The 17,790-nt window shown below is 37.8% G+C and carries 6 protein-coding genes and 1 tRNA gene; 5 read left to right on the top strand and 2 right to left on the bottom strand.

Annotated elements, in window-relative coordinates; genetic code table 11:
- Window positions 1–363: 363 nt before the first annotated feature.
- Window positions 364–2,613 carry a GAF domain-containing protein gene (locus NOS7107_RS24535; RefSeq protein WP_015115635.1) on the top strand — a complete coding sequence of 750 codons (2,250 nt, stop codon included), beginning with the start codon at window positions 364–366 and terminating at the stop codon, window positions 2,611–2,613.
- A 136-nt stretch (window positions 2,614–2,749) separates the two neighbouring features.
- Window positions 2,750–2,821 (top strand) — tRNA-Lys (locus tag NOS7107_RS24530).
- A gap of 14 nt (window positions 2,822–2,835) precedes the next feature.
- Here NOS7107_RS24530 and NOS7107_RS29550 read toward each other — a convergent pair.
- On the bottom strand, window positions 2,836–3,189 hold the full coding sequence (locus NOS7107_RS29550) for a hypothetical protein (protein ID WP_015115634.1): 354 nt from the start codon (window positions 3,187–3,189) through the stop codon (window positions 2,836–2,838).
- A gap of 316 nt (window positions 3,190–3,505) precedes the next feature.
- Between NOS7107_RS29550 and NOS7107_RS24525 the strand changes: the two genes are divergently transcribed.
- Together NOS7107_RS24525 and NOS7107_RS24520 are read left to right on the top strand one after the other, a co-directional pair.
- Window positions 3,506–9,460 carry an AAA family ATPase gene (locus tag NOS7107_RS24525; protein WP_015115633.1) on the top strand — a complete coding sequence of 1,985 codons (5,955 nt, stop codon included), beginning with the start codon at window positions 3,506–3,508 and terminating at the stop codon, window positions 9,458–9,460.
- Between the two features lie 119 nt (window positions 9,461–9,579).
- Window positions 9,580–10,563 (top strand): alpha/beta hydrolase, encoded by a 984-nt coding sequence (locus NOS7107_RS24520; protein WP_015115632.1) that lies wholly within the window; start codon window positions 9,580–9,582, stop codon window positions 10,561–10,563.
- Here NOS7107_RS24520 and NOS7107_RS24515 read toward each other — a convergent pair.
- Window positions 10,527–16,037, bottom strand: a complete 5,511-nt coding sequence (locus tag NOS7107_RS24515) for an ATP-binding sensor histidine kinase (protein ID WP_015115631.1) — start codon at window positions 16,035–16,037, stop codon at window positions 10,527–10,529. The two genes, NOS7107_RS24520 and NOS7107_RS24515, sit on opposite strands and share 37 nt — an antisense overlap.
- An 866-nt stretch (window positions 16,038–16,903) precedes the next feature.
- Between NOS7107_RS24515 and phnD the strand changes: the two genes are divergently transcribed.
- Window positions 16,904–17,785 (top strand): phosphate/phosphite/phosphonate ABC transporter substrate-binding protein, encoded by an 882-nt coding sequence (gene phnD, locus NOS7107_RS24510; RefSeq protein WP_015115630.1) that lies wholly within the window; start codon window positions 16,904–16,906, stop codon window positions 17,783–17,785.
- Window positions 17,786–17,790: the final 5 nt, after the last annotated feature.

The following is a 17,790-nucleotide window of genomic DNA, read 5'->3' as shown; positions in this document are numbered from 1 at the left end:
ATTTTGTTATTATCATGTTAATTGCTTTATGTATTAAAATAATATTAAGAAATGTAATTTTTGGCAAATATTGCTTTTGAGTGTACTGAGATATATGCAACAATCTTAAATCATTCTTCATAAGCAATGTTCAATAAGTTTGCATCAAATTGCAAATGTACTCTTAACTTCAAGGAGCTATATTTGTTGAGTTTACTGCTATTAAATTTCTGCTATTTCTGATAAGAAATAAAAGAAGATCCAAATATCAGTCAAGCAAAGACTGACAATGCTTTGCTGTAGCGCTAAAAAGCATTTTTCATGACTTAGTATCATCAGGGGTAGCGCTTAGAGGAGTCATTAATAGCAGACAGGGACGCTCCGATGAATATAAATCCGGGTGAATCAACCATTGGGTTGAAACAACAATTGCATTCTCAGATTCTATTTGATCCAGAATTAGACAAACACAGTAGCAGTAGTGAACAGTTTTTACTGAGCATCTATAATTCTGTGCAGACATCTATATTTATTGTGGATGTTCTGAAAGATGGAGATTTTTGCTACGTAGCCTTAAATCCTACCCATGAGCGATGGCTAGGAATTAGTTCCGAAAATCTGAAGGGGAAACAACCCGAAGATATTCTCTCACCAGTTGATGCGGCAAAAGTGCGTCAGCATTATGCTGACTGTGTGCGTTTTGGTAAAACCATTTCCTACGAACAATGCTTGCAATTTCAGGGAGTGGCGACTTGGTGGAGTACCACACTTACACCATTGCGGGATGCGAACTCTAGAATTTACCGACTGATTGGCACAAGTAGTAATATTACTCCCGTGAAGCAAGTAGCCCAAGCGAAAGAAATACAGACAGCCCAAGAGCAACTTTTAGAAGCGATCGCCCAATGGATTCGAGAATCGCTAGACTTAGATACACTGCTGCATCAACTTGTGAAAGAAGTGCGGCATTGTTTGGGTTGCGATCGCATTTTGGTTTACTCTATTCAAGCAGATGAAACTGGTGTAGTGATTGCCGAATCGACAGTCACAGCTAATTCATGTATGGGGCAGAAATTCCCCGAACCTAGCCTAATTGGCAAATATCAAGAACGTCGTGGACGTGGTTGTATTCAAATTATCGAAGACATTTATACAGCCGGCTTACATCCTAGCCAAGTCAATTTGCTAGAATCTTGGCCAGTCAGGGCTAATTTAGTTGTACCAATTTGGTCACAGCAGCAGTTGTGGGGACTGATAACTGCCCAGCATTGCCATCAGCCCCATCAATGGCAAGAAATCGAAATTGACTTACTCAAACAACTCGCAACCCAAATTGGGATCGCAGTCCACCAAGCCAAACTGCATGAGCAAGTACAACATCTGCAAACCCAGCTAAAATTACAAAAACAGCAATATCAAGTCCAAATACAGCAAGCCCAGAACTTTCAACTACTAGTGCGCCGCATTACCGAACAAATCCGCGATCATCAACCAGCAACTCTGGTAATGCAGACAGTCACTCAAGAACTAACTCAGTTATTGCAACTCCAGTCTTGTTACATTGAGATTTACAGTGCTTGTGGAACGCAAACAACCGTTACTTACGAATACACAACTACCGCACCAGAACATCAAAAACTGACCAGAAATGTTGCAGACTTGCCCGCAGTTTATCAACCATTGTTAGCAAAACAACATTGGCAATCTTTAGAAATAGTTCCCGGATGGCACCCACAATTACAAGTTCTCACCCGGTTAGCTTGTCCAATTTTTGATGACCAAGGCATTTTGGGTAACTTGTGGCTAAATCGAGCTACCCAAGATATGTTTGATGAAAGGGAAATTAGTTTAGTGCAGCAAGTAGCCAACGAATGTGCGATCGCCCTCCGCCAAGCCAAAAATGACTCTGCTAATCAGGTACAGAGGCAAGTATTAGCACAGCAAGAACGCCTGCAAAACGAATTTTTAAGAACTCTTTCCCACGAACTACGCACACCCATAACCAGCATTAGCCTCGCTGCCCAAACCCTCGAAAGTGTGCTTACCCCTGGAGGCATCTTAGATATCGAAATCGTCCCCCAACTATTGCAGATTTTGCAGAACGAGTGTGGGCGAGAAAGCAAGTTAATCAGTGATTTAATGCAACTCTCATATCTCGAAGCCGAACCGCAGATTCCCACATTCATCACCATTGATTTACAAACATGGCTACCTCCCATTGTGGAATCTTTTCGAGACCTTTCCCATTGCCAAAGACAAAAATTGTACCTCAATATTAATCAGCAACTCCCACCTTTAGAAACAGACATCACCGATTTAGAACGGATTATTACCGAACTTTTAAGCTATGCGTGCAAATATACCCCATCAGGCGAAGCAATTAGCGTATCAGCTGATTTCACAGTCGATGCAGTACAACTGAAGATTAGCAACTCCGGCTTAGACATTCCCGCCAGTGAAATGCCGCGAATTTTTGAACCATTCCATCGCCTGATGAAAAATGATCCTTGGACATATAGTGGTACAGGATTAGAAATGGCTTTAGTACAGAAAATGGTGAAGCATTTAGGTGGCTCAATCAATGTAGAGAGTGTCAATAGTCAAACTACTTTCATGATCAAATTTCCCAGATAAAGCAAAATTCAGAAGTCAGCATAAATCGTGACGACTGACTTCTGAATTCTTTTTGAACAACTACACTGTAATCCGCTGCCTGATTAACTTTACGTTGGCAAAACCAGAAAAAATCTGCTATAATCTTCGTCTGTGCGGGTGACTAGCTCAACGGTAGAGCAGTAGACTCTTAATCTATTGGTTGCGGGTTCAAATCCCTCGTCACCCACTGCTTTCAGTAATTTAGAGACAACGGCGATCGCGTTCCAAATCGTAAATTACTTTTTCAAGATACCAGTTATCAGACTTACCTTTATGTAGCTGCCTTTGATGCTTCAGCAATCGTTTGGCTGTTGCACTGTCGCCACGAAGCATTTCTAGCAACTTGTGTTGTAATTCCCTGTTTTTTGGGTCGGTTATGTATGAACGGGAATACTTCTGGTTGCGCCGCGGCTGGCGTTGAGTCTTTGACGTTGGATATCTAAATGGTACTCTTGGTTGGAAGAGATGTTTGAGCAATTCCCATAAATAGCTGATTTGGTAAATCAGATGGATTACTAAACGTAAGAGATAAAGCAGTTGTGCTAGAACGTCCATAGATTAAGTTGCATCACCAACTCAATCCACCATGCGAAATTTTTTTAGGTTTAAGCATCAGAATTTTCGCGCATTTGTTTTTAAAATTACTGGGTTGTGTCATAGACATACTTATAAATAGCAAGATTTTGATTTGGCGATCGCAGTTAGTAAACACTGTGGTTGAGTGTGTACTTTTAAACAAGTATTAGATGAGTAGGAGATTCATCAATAAAAACTGAATCTGCTTGTAGGCGCGACACATCAGAGATATTCTTGTTTCAAGATTGCCATATTTGGGAACACTAATATGTGACAGTCTGAAGGATTTAGTGGTATGTTGACAATCCCTGGATATCAATTGAGCGAAGAACTCTACAACGGTTTAAGAACACTGGTTTATCGCGGATATCGAGAAGCTGACAACAAACCTGTAGTAATTAAACTGCTAAAAAACCCTTATCCGAATTTCAGCGAACTGGTGCAGTTTCGCAATCAGTACACCATTGCTAAAAATCTGCATACACCAGGAATTATTGAAACTTATAGCCTGGAAGCTTACCAAAACGGCTATGTAATAGTCATGGAAGATTTTGGGGGAATTTCTCTCAAAGATTATTTTAGTTTAAAAAAACCAAAGTCTAATGAGTTGTTGCCAGAGTTTTTAGAAATAGCGATCGCCCTCTGCAATATATTAGATAAACTGTATCGTGATGGCATCATTCATAAAGATATTAAACCAAGCAATATTTTAATTAATCCCACAACTAAACAAGTCAAGTTAATTGACTTTAGTATTGCATCTTTATTGCCCAGAGAAACTCAAACCCTAATTAATCCCAATGTTTTAGAAGGTACACTGGCTTATATTTCTCCAGAACAAACTGGAAGAATGAATCGCTTAATTGATTACCGGACTGATTTTTATTCTTTGGGTGTCACTTTCTATGAGTTACTGACGGGAGAATTACCCTTTCAATCACACGATGCAATGGAATTGCTGCATTGTCATATTGCTAAAAAACCTCAAGAAATTACAAATGGAGAAATTCCTCAGGTACTTTCAGATATTGTCATGAAACTAATGGAAAAAAATGCTGAAGACCGCTATCAAAGCACTTTGGGACTAAAGTATGATTTGGAAAATTGTTTAACTCAACTCCTAGAAACTGGAGTAATTCAAAGTTTCCCAATTGCGTTACGGGATCTGTGCGATCGCTTTATCATTCCCGAAAAACTCTATGGTCGTGAACAAGAAGTTGCAACTCTCCTAGAAGCATTTAAACGGGTTGCTAATGGTGCGACAGAAATCATGCTGGTGGCAGGTTTTTCTGGGATTGGAAAAACAGCGGTTGTGAATGAAGTTCATAAACCGATTATGAAACAACGTGGTTATTTTATTCAAGGTAAATTTGACCAATTCAATCGTAATATTCCCTTTAGTGCATTTGTGCAAGCTTTCCGCGATTTAATGGGACAATTACTCACCGAAAGCGATCAACAAATTCAGCAATGGCAAGATAAAATTAAGGAAGCATTAGGCGAACATGCTCAGGTAATTATTGAAGTCATTCCCGAATTAGAACTAATTATTGGTAAACACTCACCTGCGCCAGAACTATCTGGTAGTACAGCACAAAATAGATTTAATTTACTCTTACAAAAATTTATTAAACTATTTAGCTCTCAAGAACATCCATTAGTGATATTTCTAGATGATTTACAGTGGATTGATTCTGCCTCATTAAAACTTGTTCAATCGTTAATTGGTGAAGCCAATGCTGACCATTTCCTACTTATTGGTGCTTATCGAGATAATGAAGTTTCTGCGGCACATCATTTAATATTAGCATTAGATGAAATTTCTAACCAGGGTATAAAAGTAAATACAATAACTTTAAAAACACTAAGTGAAATTAAATTAAATCAGTTGGTGGCTGACACCTTAATTTGCAGAGAAAATTTAGCTTCGCCACTATCACAATTAATTTATCAAAAAACTCAAGGGAATCCATTTTTTGCGACCCAGTTTATCAAAGCCTTACACAAGGATGGGCTGATTTCTTTTAATTACGCACAAGGATATTGGCAATGTGACATAGCACAAATAAATCAGCGATCGCTCACAAATGATGTCGTTGAATTTATGGCATTACAATTACAAAAATTGCCAGAATCAACGCAAGATGTTTTAAAACTAGCAGCATGTATCGGCAATCAATTTGACTTAGAAACATTAGCTATTATTTCTCAAAAATCAAAAACAGAAACAGCAATATGTTTATGGGGAGCCTTAAAAGAAGGTTTGATTCTACCTCAAAGTGATGTTTATAAATTTTTTATGGGTGCAGAAAATCCAACTGTTAATCAAGAAAATTTGGAAATTATTCCCTATAAATTCCTGCACGATCGCATTCAACAAGCAGCCTATTCTTTGATTCCCGCAGAACATAAACAATTGACTCATTTAAATATCGGTCAATTATTGCTAATCAATACTCCTAAATATCAAAAACAAGAAAAAATATTTGCCATTGTTAATCAACTTAATTGGGGCATAAAATTACTCACGACAGTCGAACAGCGAGATGAGTTAGCACAGTTAAATCTCAATGCAGCAGAAAAAGCTAAAGCATCAACAGCATATAGCGCTGCTTGGGAATACTGCACAGTTAGCCTAAAACTTTTACCTGAAAATAGCTGGCAATCTCAATATGACTTTACTTTAAAAATATATGAAACAGCCATAGAAATAGCCTATCTCAGTGGCGATTTTGCAGAAATGGAAAGATTAGCCAAAATTTTACTGCAACAAGCCAAAACAATCCTTGATACTATCAAAGTTTATGAAGTTAAAAGTCAGGCTTTAATTGCCCAAAATCAACCATTGGTAGCTCTAAATACAGTACTCCAACTTTTGAAATTATTTGGTGTAGAATTTCCTGAAAACCCGACTCCCAATGATATTGGATTAGCATTACAAGAAACACAATTAGCTTATCAATGTCAAGAAATAGGAGAGTTAATCAACTTACAATTGATGACTGACCCGATACAATTGGCAATTATGCGCTTAATATCCAGTATTTTACCAGCCGCTTTTCTTTCATCTCCTATCCTCTATATATTACTCACATTTAAAGAGGTAAAAATATCAGTAGAATATGGCAATCATTCTATTTCTAGCCATAGTTATGCCTGTTATGCTGCGATTCTTTGTGGAGGAATGGGAGATATTGAAAATGGTTATAAATTTGGGCAACTCGCCTTAGATTTATTAAATAAGCTGAATTCTCAAGAACTGCAATGTAAAGTGAATTCTTTAGTTTATGGGTTTATTAAACATTGGCGAGATGCTGTTAGCACAACTTTAATACCTCTGCGTGATGCTTATACGGTTGGGTTAGAAACTGGTGATTTGCAATTTGCAGGATATGCAGCAGTGATGTACTGTGCATTTACCTACTTTGCTGGCATAGAAAAGGAATTATCAGAGCTTGAACAGGAAGTATTAGCTTTTCATGATTCTATTCATCAAATCAAGCAAACTACCGCAGTTTATTATTTTCAAATGTTGCAACAGGCAATACAAGATTGTCAATTAGGGAGAAGTTCATCTCAGTACCTGCAAGGAAATTTTTTCAATGAACAAGCTATGTTGCCCAAGTACATAGAATCGAACGATCGCCTGGGCATATTTTACCTAAATTTTCATAAATTATACTTAAATTATCTATTTGAAGATTATCAACAAGCAGTTATTGATGCTGGGTTAACAGAACAATATTTAGATGGGGCTGTTGGTTTTCCGTATATTCCTATCTTCTATTTTTATGATTCTCTGTCACGCATAGCTGCGTACAAAGAAAACCCACAGATCGAACTGGATAAGTTACTACAAAAAATAGCTGAAAATCAGCAGAAGATGAAAAATTGGGCAGATAAAGCTCCTATAAATTATCTGCATAAATTTGAACTAGTCGCAGCCGAATGTCATCAGTTAGGTGGCAATCAATGGGAAGCAATTGAAAGTTATGATCGTGCTATTGTGGGAGCTAGAAAAAATGGCTATGTGCGCGAAGAAGCACTTGCGAATGAACTTTTGGCTAAATTTTATCTGAAGTTGAATAAAGAAAAAGCGGCTCAAGGATACATGCAGGAAGCATACTATTGCTATGCCAGATGGGGAACAAAGGCTAAAACCGATGACTTAGAAAAACGCTACCCGCAACTACTCAAATCCATCCAACAACAGCAACGATTTAACTTTAACCCATTAGAAACGATTGCGACAATTGCTCAAACATCCACAACTAATAGCACTAGTATTACTGATGCCATAAATTTTTCCTCCGTCCTCAAAGCTGCTCAAACTATATCCGGCACAATTGAATTAGAAGAACTTCTTGGTAGCTTAACTCAAATTATTTTAGAAAACTCTGGTGCGAAAAAAGCAGCTTTGATTCTCCCTGAAGAACATGGTAATTGGCAAGTCAAGGCAATTACTTGGATAAATCATCAAGCAAACTCTCAAGGTGAAATCGAATCTATAATTAACTCACAACCTATGGAGACTTGCCTAGATATCCCCAAAAGAATTATCAATTATGTCAAACATACTCAACAAACAATTATCATCGATAATTGCAAAACAAATATTTCTGGCATAATTGGGGAATATATGCTGAAGCATCAACCTAAAAGTGTATTATGTATACCAATTATTCAACAAAGGCATTTAGTCGGTATTCTCTACTTAGAAAATAAGCTCACACGTGGGGTATTTAATAGCGATCGCCTGGAAGTTATCCAAATATTATCAGCCCAAGCGGCTATTTCTTTAGAAAATGCCCGCCTGTATCGAGAATCACAACTAAAAGCCCAGCAGCTACAACAATCTCTGCAACAGCAACAAACCTTATTTCAAGTTGTGAAGCAGATTCGAGAATCTTTAAACTTAGATGCGATTTTTGACGCAGTTACCCAAAATATTCGGCAAATTCTGAATGCTGATCGGGTAGGAATTTATCAATTTCATCTCAATGTGGATTATGAATATGGCGAATTTATTGCTGAGGATGTTTTACCGCAGTTTACTTCTGCTTTAGCGGTGAAAGTTCAAGATCATTGCTTTGGTGAAAATTTCGCCATCTTATATAAACAAGGACGCTGTTGCGCCATTGATGATATCAACACAGATGCAGTCATCGATTGTCATCGGGAAATTTTAGCGCAATTCCAAGTGAGAGCATCGTTAGTAGTGCCAATTATGCAAGATGACGAACTTTGGGGTTTACTCTGCATTCATCAATGCGATCGCCCCCGTCATTGGGAACAGTTTGAGATTAAATTTGCTCAACAAGTTGGCGCACAAATGGGAGTTGCACTTCAACAAACAGATTTATTAATCGAAACTCAAAAACAAGCCACCCAACTCGAACAAACACTGCAACACCTCCAACAAACTCAACTGCAATTAATCCAAAATGAAAAGATGTCTGCATTGGGTAATTTGGTTGCTGGTGTGGCGCACGAAATGAATAATCCCCTTGGTTTTATTTCTGCTAGTCTGGAACAAGCTAAACCGATGTTGGCAGATATTATTCAACATTTACATTTATATCAAGAAAGTTCAGTTACGCCTAATCCCAATATCCTCAAACACGCTAAAGAAATAGACTTAGATTTCAGTTTAGCCGATATGCCACAGATGCTGACTTCTATGATTTTGGCTTGCGATCGCTTAAAAAATATCAGCATCAGTTTACGGACTTTCTCTCGTGCTGATCAAGACTACAAAGTGCTGTTCAATATTCATGAAGGTATCGATAGTACAATTTTAATTCTCAAACATCGCCTCAAAGCTAACAATCAACGTCCAGCTATTTTAGTAATTACTAATTACGGTGATTTACCAAAACTAGAGTGCTTTCCTGGACAATTAAATCAAGTATTTATGAATATTCTGGCTAATGCTATTGATGCCTTAGATGAATCAAATATTGGGCGCAAATTTGCAGAAATTCAGGCAAATACTAATCAAATTAAAATTACAACTTCAGTGGCAGATCAGCAAGTGATCATCTCTATTGCTGACAATGCTAAGGGGATGAGTGAAGCAGTCAAACAGAAAATATTTGACCATTTATTTACAACCAAAGGAGTAGGAAAAGGTACAGGATTAGGATTAGCGATCGCGCGTCAAATTGTGGAAGAAACCCACAGTGGCAAATTAACTTGTAACTCTGTTCTCGGCGAGGGTACAGAATTTGTCCTGCAACTTCCTCTGTAACCATCAATGATCTGAAGGCTCATACCGTTTCTCGATGAAGATGCAGATTTTGTATACAACGTCTCTACTCAAAAATCGGTAATATTATATTGAACTTAAGTAGCTGAAATTGGTATTTCATGAATGTTCGAGCATTTTTCCAAGCTGCGACAGTTGAAGATAGTCCTTCACCCTATAACAGCATTCACTTAAAGGTTTTCTACCCAGCCCAAATTTCAGGTACTGAACAAGAAGGGAATTTGGGTTTTGTTCCTGTTAATTCTCAAGAATCTAAGTTTCCAGTTGTGATTCTTTTCAATGGAATTAACTGTAGCCCGGAAATTTATCAATGGTTGGCGATTAAATTATCACAACGTGGGTTTGTTGTTGTTACATTTTCTTGGATTGCCGAAAATTTGCCTGGGGTGGTGGCTCTTACGCCAGGTGTTGATTTGAAAATGTTACCTCCTAGTATGTATGGCAAAGGCCCGACAGCTTCCGCTTTACCAACACTGTTGAGGATGTTAGATAGTTTACAACGGGAAGGGATTTTGGCTGGCTTACTTGACTTAGACAAGATAGTTCTAGGCGGACATTCTGCTGGTGGTAGAGTGGCGATTGAAAGTGCAGATCCCAGATTTTGCTCACAAGTAGTAGCCGCCTTTGCTTATGGCGCACATACAGCAGCAAATGTACACCTAGGATATGAAGCCGGCACAATCTTACCTTTACCGGACTCCTTACCTTTACTAATAATTGGCGGAACCTGTGATGGAGTGATTGCAAAGAGTAGTCATAGCTATGGAGTGACTTGGGAACAACCGACAACTCCGATTATGCGGACTTTCCAAGAAGCGATCGCAGGTGGTAGAGATGATAGTTATTTACTTCTTCTAGAAGGAGCCAACCATTTTTCTATTACCGATCCATTTGATTCTACGACTGGTAGACCATTTCTAGATTTTCCAGCGACACAGCCAGAAGAACAACTCCGAAATTTAATCGCCGAAATGATTGGTTTATTCATTGATGCTCACGTTCGTTACCAAACAACCGCCCTCGAAGCTCTCAATCAAATGTTAGTATCTCAAAATTCTTTAATTGGATTATTTGAACGTAAATGACAGATATTTTCATCTTCAGCTATGCTTTTTTCAGCCAATAAAATTAAAGGAAGAATAATCTCAAATTCTGTTTCCTCGGTTGGCTGCGATCGCACAGTTAAAATGCCGTGATGTTGTTGGATAATTGAATAGCTGACAAATAAACCCAAACCTGTACCACGACCAACAGGTTTTGTTGTAAAGAACGGTTCAAAGATGCGATTTTGAATATCTAGGGGAATTGTACTATCTGTATTGGCGATCGCAATGCGTAAGCGTTGATTGTCTATCACTTCAGTACGAATCCGAATTTGTGGTTTTTCCCCGCATTGGGGATTATCTCGCATAGCATCAATGGAATTGTTGATAATATTCAGGAAAACTTGATTTAAGTGGCTAGGATAGCAATTCGCCAGAGGTAAGTTACCATACTCCTTGATTACCTGGATTTCGGGCTGATTTTCTGAACCTTGCAAGCGATGTTGCAAAATTAACAGTGTGCTTTCAATCCCACTGTGTAAATCTACAGCTTTAATTCCCGCTTCATCCACCCGCGAAAAATTCCGTAAACTTAAGACAATCTGGCTGATGCGATCGCTCCCTACATCCATTGATTCGAGAATCTTATTTACATCCCGAAATAGAAAATCAATGTCAATTGCTTGACTTTTAGTTTTAATAGCTGGACTAGGTTCTGGATATTCTTGCTGATAAAGTTTCAGCAAACTCATCATGTCTTGGAAATAACCTTTTGTATAGGTTATATTTCCTTTAATAAAACTAACTGGATTATTGATTTCGTGAGCGATTCCTGCTACTAATTGCCCAAGAGATGACATTTTTTCTGCATGAATTAATTGGGCTTGAGTTTGTTGTAATTTACTTAAAGTTTGCTCTAAATTTTGGGCTTTTTGGTTCAGAGCTTGGGTTTTTTGCTCTACCTCTGTTTCTAAAATACAAGAATAATTTTCGATTTTTTGGTACAAGCGAGCATTTTCTAAAGAAATAGCAGCTTGAATACAAAGGAAGTTAAGAATCAGGATGCGATCGCAGGTAAATACACCACTAGTGTAGTGATTTTTTAAATATAAAATTCCTATTAAATGTCCTTGATTGATAATGGGCAAGCACAACAAACTTTTTGGTTGTTGTTGCCATAAATATTCATCAATTACAGGTAAATTAGTTTTGAGTTCATCAATCACCACAATTTCTTGGGTGTTTTTCACATATTGGATTAACTTGACAGGTAAATTAGGATGACCTTCTAAAGGTTCGGCAAAAAGTTCTGTGTTCTCCGGTGTCGCAATGGCTCTCAAAAGCCATTCTCCTTGATTATTCAGCAGAATTAAGGCACAGCGATCGCCACCAGAATTTTGCAAAATTATCTGAGTTAGTTGGTGCAGTAGTTCATTAAGTTGAATCTGACTAGAGATAGTTTGAGAGGCTTTGAGAATGGCGGCAAAATCTAGCGTTGCATTAATCGACGAACTAGAAGAGAGGGAGGTTGTCAAGGAAGAATGAATTACAACATTGGCGGTAGACAGACTCGCTAGTGTGTCCAATGGGTTCCAGTTCTGTGTGTTTTTTTGCAGAATTGGACGCAATAAATGAGGGTAGCGTTTTTCTAAATCATCAGTTTTGGCTTTTGCACCCCAATGAGCATAGCAGTAGTAAGCTTCCTGCATATAACCTGCGGCGACTTTCTCTTTGTGCCAATTGAGGTAAAATTTGGCGGCGAGTTCGTTTGCTAATGCTTCTTCTTGGATGTAATTATTTTTTTTAGCTCCGGCGATCGCCTGATCATATAATTCCATTGCAACGTAAGGTTTGCCCAAAACACGGCAGCGTTCGGCTTCTACTAAGTTAAATTTGTGCAAATGATTGTCAGGAACGAGATTTGCCCATTGCTGAAGTTTTGCTTGATGAAGTTGAACGCGCTCTAAACTAGCTGATGCTTCACCTTCAGATACTTGGTGCAACATGGCTAACTGAGCTAAAGCATCGTAAAAAGGCAGCAAAACACTGACAAATAACCCCGGAACGCCATCTAAATATTGTGCAGCCATAGCAGCCTCAGCTTGAGCCTGCTCATACTCACCAAATAAGTAGCAGAGAATCAGTTTGTTAATCTTGGCGTGATACACAGCCGGACGATCATTAACTTCCTGATGTTGGGGTAACATTAAGTCTTCGTTGTAAACATCGCCTATTAACTTAAAAGGAGTTTCACTACAACCTAGTAAGTTTAAAGTCGCTTGGTGATAGGTTTTCTGATAATTAAGTGCTGTGGTTTGCTTGAGTTGGGCGATCGCCTTACTATATGTCGCTAACTCTTGTTCTAATCCCGTTAGTTCTTTGCCAGCACAATAAGAATGGAAACTATAACCAAATATGCACCACACAGCCCATTCTAAATCCCCTGTTTCCAATCCACTTTGGTAGCCTTGTAATAAAGGTGTCAATGTAGATGTGAGAGGATCTTGCCAATGTCTAATGCAATTATTAAATACTGCTTCTATCTTGGCACGCAGTTGTTGGGTGCATAACTTTTCCATTAAATTTAAAGCTAATTGCCCAAATTCATAACTTGTTTCCACTACACCAGTAAAAGCACAAAGAATTAAACCATAACTTGCATAGGCAAAAGCAGATAAAGCTGTATTACCCTGTTGAATAGATAAATTAACTTGCTCACAAATAATTAAGGGTAACATTTCTGGACAGCCATTATAAGCAGCCCCAAACGTACTCGACAAAATCCGCATTGCAGCGTGGGCGCGAGTATCTGTCATTAAAGACAAATCGATTAATTCTGCGGTGGTTTTTCCCACCAATACTAAGTGAGTTTTCTCTAATGCTTGATGAATATCTTGGTAGGTAGGTTGGTTTGGTAAATCTATACCCAACTTATGCAAAATCGCCACAGATGTATCTAGCCCTAACCGCAGTTGATTTTGGGCAATACAAGCTTGAATTTTAATTTCATAAATAGGTACGCTATCCCAAATGTTTTTTACCTGATTTAGGACTATTTTTGATAGCTGTTCCATCTGCTCAAAATCAGTATTCAGATAAGCAACTTCTGTCGCTTCTGTGTAGATTGCCAGCATGAAATTATATGATTCTTGCCAATGATCCTCGGCTAACAATTTCCTGGCTGCTGCATAATATTGGACAGATGCAGGGTAAGCTGTGGCCATCTTAGCTCTGCGTCCGGCAATTAAATTCAATTCAGCTAGATATTTCTGCTCTTGAGGACTGGTAACTAAATCGATTCCGAGTTTGAATTGATTGACCAAATCAAAGATTTTTTCTTCAAGTTCTGCTTTGTCAGTATGCTGGAGTAGCAGTTGTCCAATTTGATAATGAGTAGCTGCTTTTTGGTCTTTTGGAATTAAACAGTAAGCAGCTTGTTGAATGCGATCGTGCAGAAATCGATAGGTGACATTTTTGATATGGTCATTATTGCCGTTTGCTTGCGTCTGGCTCAAATAAAATTTATATAGTTCACTTTGGGGTAAAATCAAACCCTCTTGTAAAGCCTTCCATAATACTGTGGCAGTATCAGTCAGAGACTGCTGAAAAACAATCGCCAAAGTAGTTAAATCAAAAGAATTACCAATACAAGCAGCCAACTTCAAAACATCTTGAGTTTCCTGGGGTAATTTCTGCAACTGTTGGGCGACAAACTCCACCACATCATCAGTCAGAGATAGGGACAGAATTTGAGTAATATCACATTCCCAATAACCTTGCTGATAATTAAATGTAATTTCCCCATCTTCATATAACACCTTGAGAAACTGGGTAATAAAAAACGGATTACCTTGAGTTTTGCGCTCAATTAATTTTGTCAAAGGATGGGTTAGCTCTGTAGGACAACGTAAAGTATCAGCTACCAACTGATTTGTATCCTGCTCAACCAGAGGTGCCAGAGTAATAGTATTAAACGTCCTACCAGCCTTCTTCATCTCCTCCAGCGTCAACATTAACGGGTGTGCAGATGACACTTCATTGTCTCGATAAGCACCCAACAACAGCAGATAGTTTTTATCCTCCATCAAGAGTTTAATTAACTGAAAAGAAGCTAAATCTGCCCATTGTAAATCATCCAAAAATAGCACCAAAGGATGCTCTAATGTAGTGAAGACAGCAATAAACTTTTGAAACAGCAAATTAAACCGATTTTGTGCCGCAGTTCCAGATAGTTCTGGTGCTGGGTTTTGTTTACCAATCAATCGTTCTAGTTCGGGAATGACCTCAATTAAAACTTGCCCATTCTCCCCCAGCACTGCTAAAATTTGACTGCGCCACTGTGCCAACTTGGCATCCGATTCTGATAACAATTGACCCATCAAATCGCGTAAAGCCTGGACAAAAGCACTGAAGGGAATATTCCGATTAAATTGGTCAAACTTACCTTTGATAAAATACCCCTGCTGACGGGTAATTGGCTTGTGAACTTCGTTAACTACAGCAGTTTTCCCAATCCCTGAAAAACCCGCCACCAGCATCATTTCTGATGTGCCATTGGCGACACGCTCAAAGGCTTGTAATAAGCGATTAACTTCGGCTTCTCTACCATATAATTTTTCGGGGATGAGAAAGCGATCGCACACATCCCGTTCACAGATGTTAAAATCTGTAATTTCTCCTGTATCTTGGAGTTGCGTTAAACAAATTTCTAAATCATATTTCAGTCCCAAAGCACTTTGATATCTATCCTCGGCATTTTTTGCCATTAATTTCAGCACAATATCTGAAAGCACTTGCGGAATTTCTGCACTTTTGACTTCATGAGGAATTTTTGCTAGATGACAATGCACTAATTCCATCGGGTCGTTACTATCAAATGGTAATTCTCCGGTTAATAATTCATAGAATGTTACACCCAAAGAATAATAATCACTACGATAGTCAATGGCGCGGTTCATTCTGCCAGTTTGTTCTGGGGAGATATAAGCTAAAGTTCCTTCCAAAACATTTGGACTTTTGATTTCTTGGGTTTCTTTGGGTAGTAATGAAGCGATACTAAAGTCTATCAGTTGAACTTGTTTTGTTTGGGGATGAATTAAGATATTTGCGGGTTTGATATCTTTATGAATTACCCGATTTTGATGTAATTCATGGAGACTGGTGGTTAACTCGATAGCGATTGTGAGAAATTCTGCGAGGGTGAGGGTATTGCTTTGAATATATTCCCGTAATGATATTCCTCCTGTATCTGCCATGACTAATATATAACCATTGTTATATGTTTCTAATGATAATGGCTGAATAATTCCTGTAATGTGGAGATTTTTGCTAATGGTGTATTGATTGCGGAGTTGCAGTAGTTCGCTAAAACTGGGATATTCTGAGGTCAGTAGTTTGATGACAACTGGGAGTTGATCTGATTCGCGGATAGCCCTATATACTTGGGTTCTTGAGCCTGCGTACAGTTGCAAGCTTATTTCATATCCGGGAATGATGGGGGCTTTAACTGTCTCCATCTATACATACCTCATGTAATCAAAAAGTAGTGCAGAATGTGTCTACACTCCGTTAGTATTCCCATTAACGATATACTGTCTAACAATATATAGACAGAGGCATAGGCACTTTACTAACTAGCGTTGCATCCATACGGGATGAATTCAGATGTTTAACTAAAATATAAAGATCGATTCTTAAGGCCTTTGCATCTACTTTGCGCGTTCCGCCTTAGCGGTGAGCGAAATAAACTCTGAACTCGGACAAGGCTCAGAATTTGTAGTTGAATTACCGATTCGCCAGTTAACAAATACAAATCAGTAGTTAAAATCAAACCGAGCTAAACCACATATAGATTGCATATCTAAAATATCTATAAATCTTGTGGGGTGGGCATTTTGCCAATCCAAATTATGCAGGTTAAATCTGGAAAAGCTTATCAGAGCAAAAATAATCAAAAAAAGAAAATAAATGATTTTTATAAGTTGACTAAAGTCGTACCTAATTGTAGTAATTTGTCCAATGTAAATTGATTGAATATCAAATTTTGATTTTCTGGTTTTTATATGCAGTCAAGTATATGTTTAATTTTAATTAATTAATAACCAAATGTTAATCTTAAAGTCATCAAACAAAATATTGAAATTTTTTATATAAAAAATTTCAGTAATCTTACAGAAGTTATTAATATATTTTCTAAATATTATAAGTAGTTGTATTACTCTTGATACTTAGTAAAAGCAAATTTTCAAGATTGGACTATTGATAATTGTCAGAAATCATCTTCATTATTGCTAATTTTAAGCCATCTACAACTTTTTTGTCTTGTCTAGATGATTAATTGTTTACGTTTGTAAATTAAATAAAATTACCACGATTAATAATTATGAAACGACGCAAATTGCTTAGTTATTCACTCCTGTATTTTGCCAGTTTTATGACAGCATGTAATTCCAATAAACAAATTACAGAAATATCAACGACTGCTCAAAAAACTATTAAATTTACAGTTACAGATGTAAACAATCTCAAAGAATTGGAGGAAAATTATGAAGAACTACGCAATAAATTAGAGGAAATACTAGACGTTAAAATTGAATTTTTTCCAGTTGAAAATCGGACAGCAGCAGCATCAGCATTGGTATCAGGTAAATTAGATATTGCTTTCGCAGGCCCTTCAGAATACTTAATTTTAAATGCAAGAGCTAAAACTATTCCTATCATTGGTGTTAAGCGTCCTAACTACCATTCAATTATTGTTGTTCGTGCAGATAGCAAAGTAAAATTATTAACTCAATTAAAAGGCAAAACAATTGCCATGCGAAAAATTGGCTCAACTTCCGGTCATATTGGCCCAACAAAATTACTTATAGATGGTGGGTTAGATCCCAAAAATGATGTCAAAATTGCCATGTTGGGTAATAAAGGATTACAAGCCCTAAACAAAGGAGAAGTAGAAGCATGGGCGACTGCATCTGATACATATAAAAATGAATTGTCAAAGGAAAAATTATCAGAGAAAGATTTTTCTATAATAGCTAAAAGTTCACTACTACCCAATGATGTGTTTGTTAGTAGTAACCAATTAGCCTCTGACTTTGTAACCGATATGAAAACGCGGATACTGGCAAATCAGGATAAAATACTTCAAAGTATCGTACTGGCTGACAAAAAATTTCAAGGTGCAAGCTTGGTAGCAGCAAATGATTCTGACTACAACATGATTCGTGAGGTGTATCAAAAAATGGGAGAAGGAAGTTTTCTATAAATAGT

The organism is Nostoc sp. PCC 7107 (assembly GCF_000316625.1).
Lineage (GTDB): Bacteria > Cyanobacteriota > Cyanobacteriia > Cyanobacteriales > Nostocaceae > Nostoc_B.
Note: the sequence above shows the minus strand (reverse complement) of the source record. Positions and strands in the feature narration are given on the sequence as shown.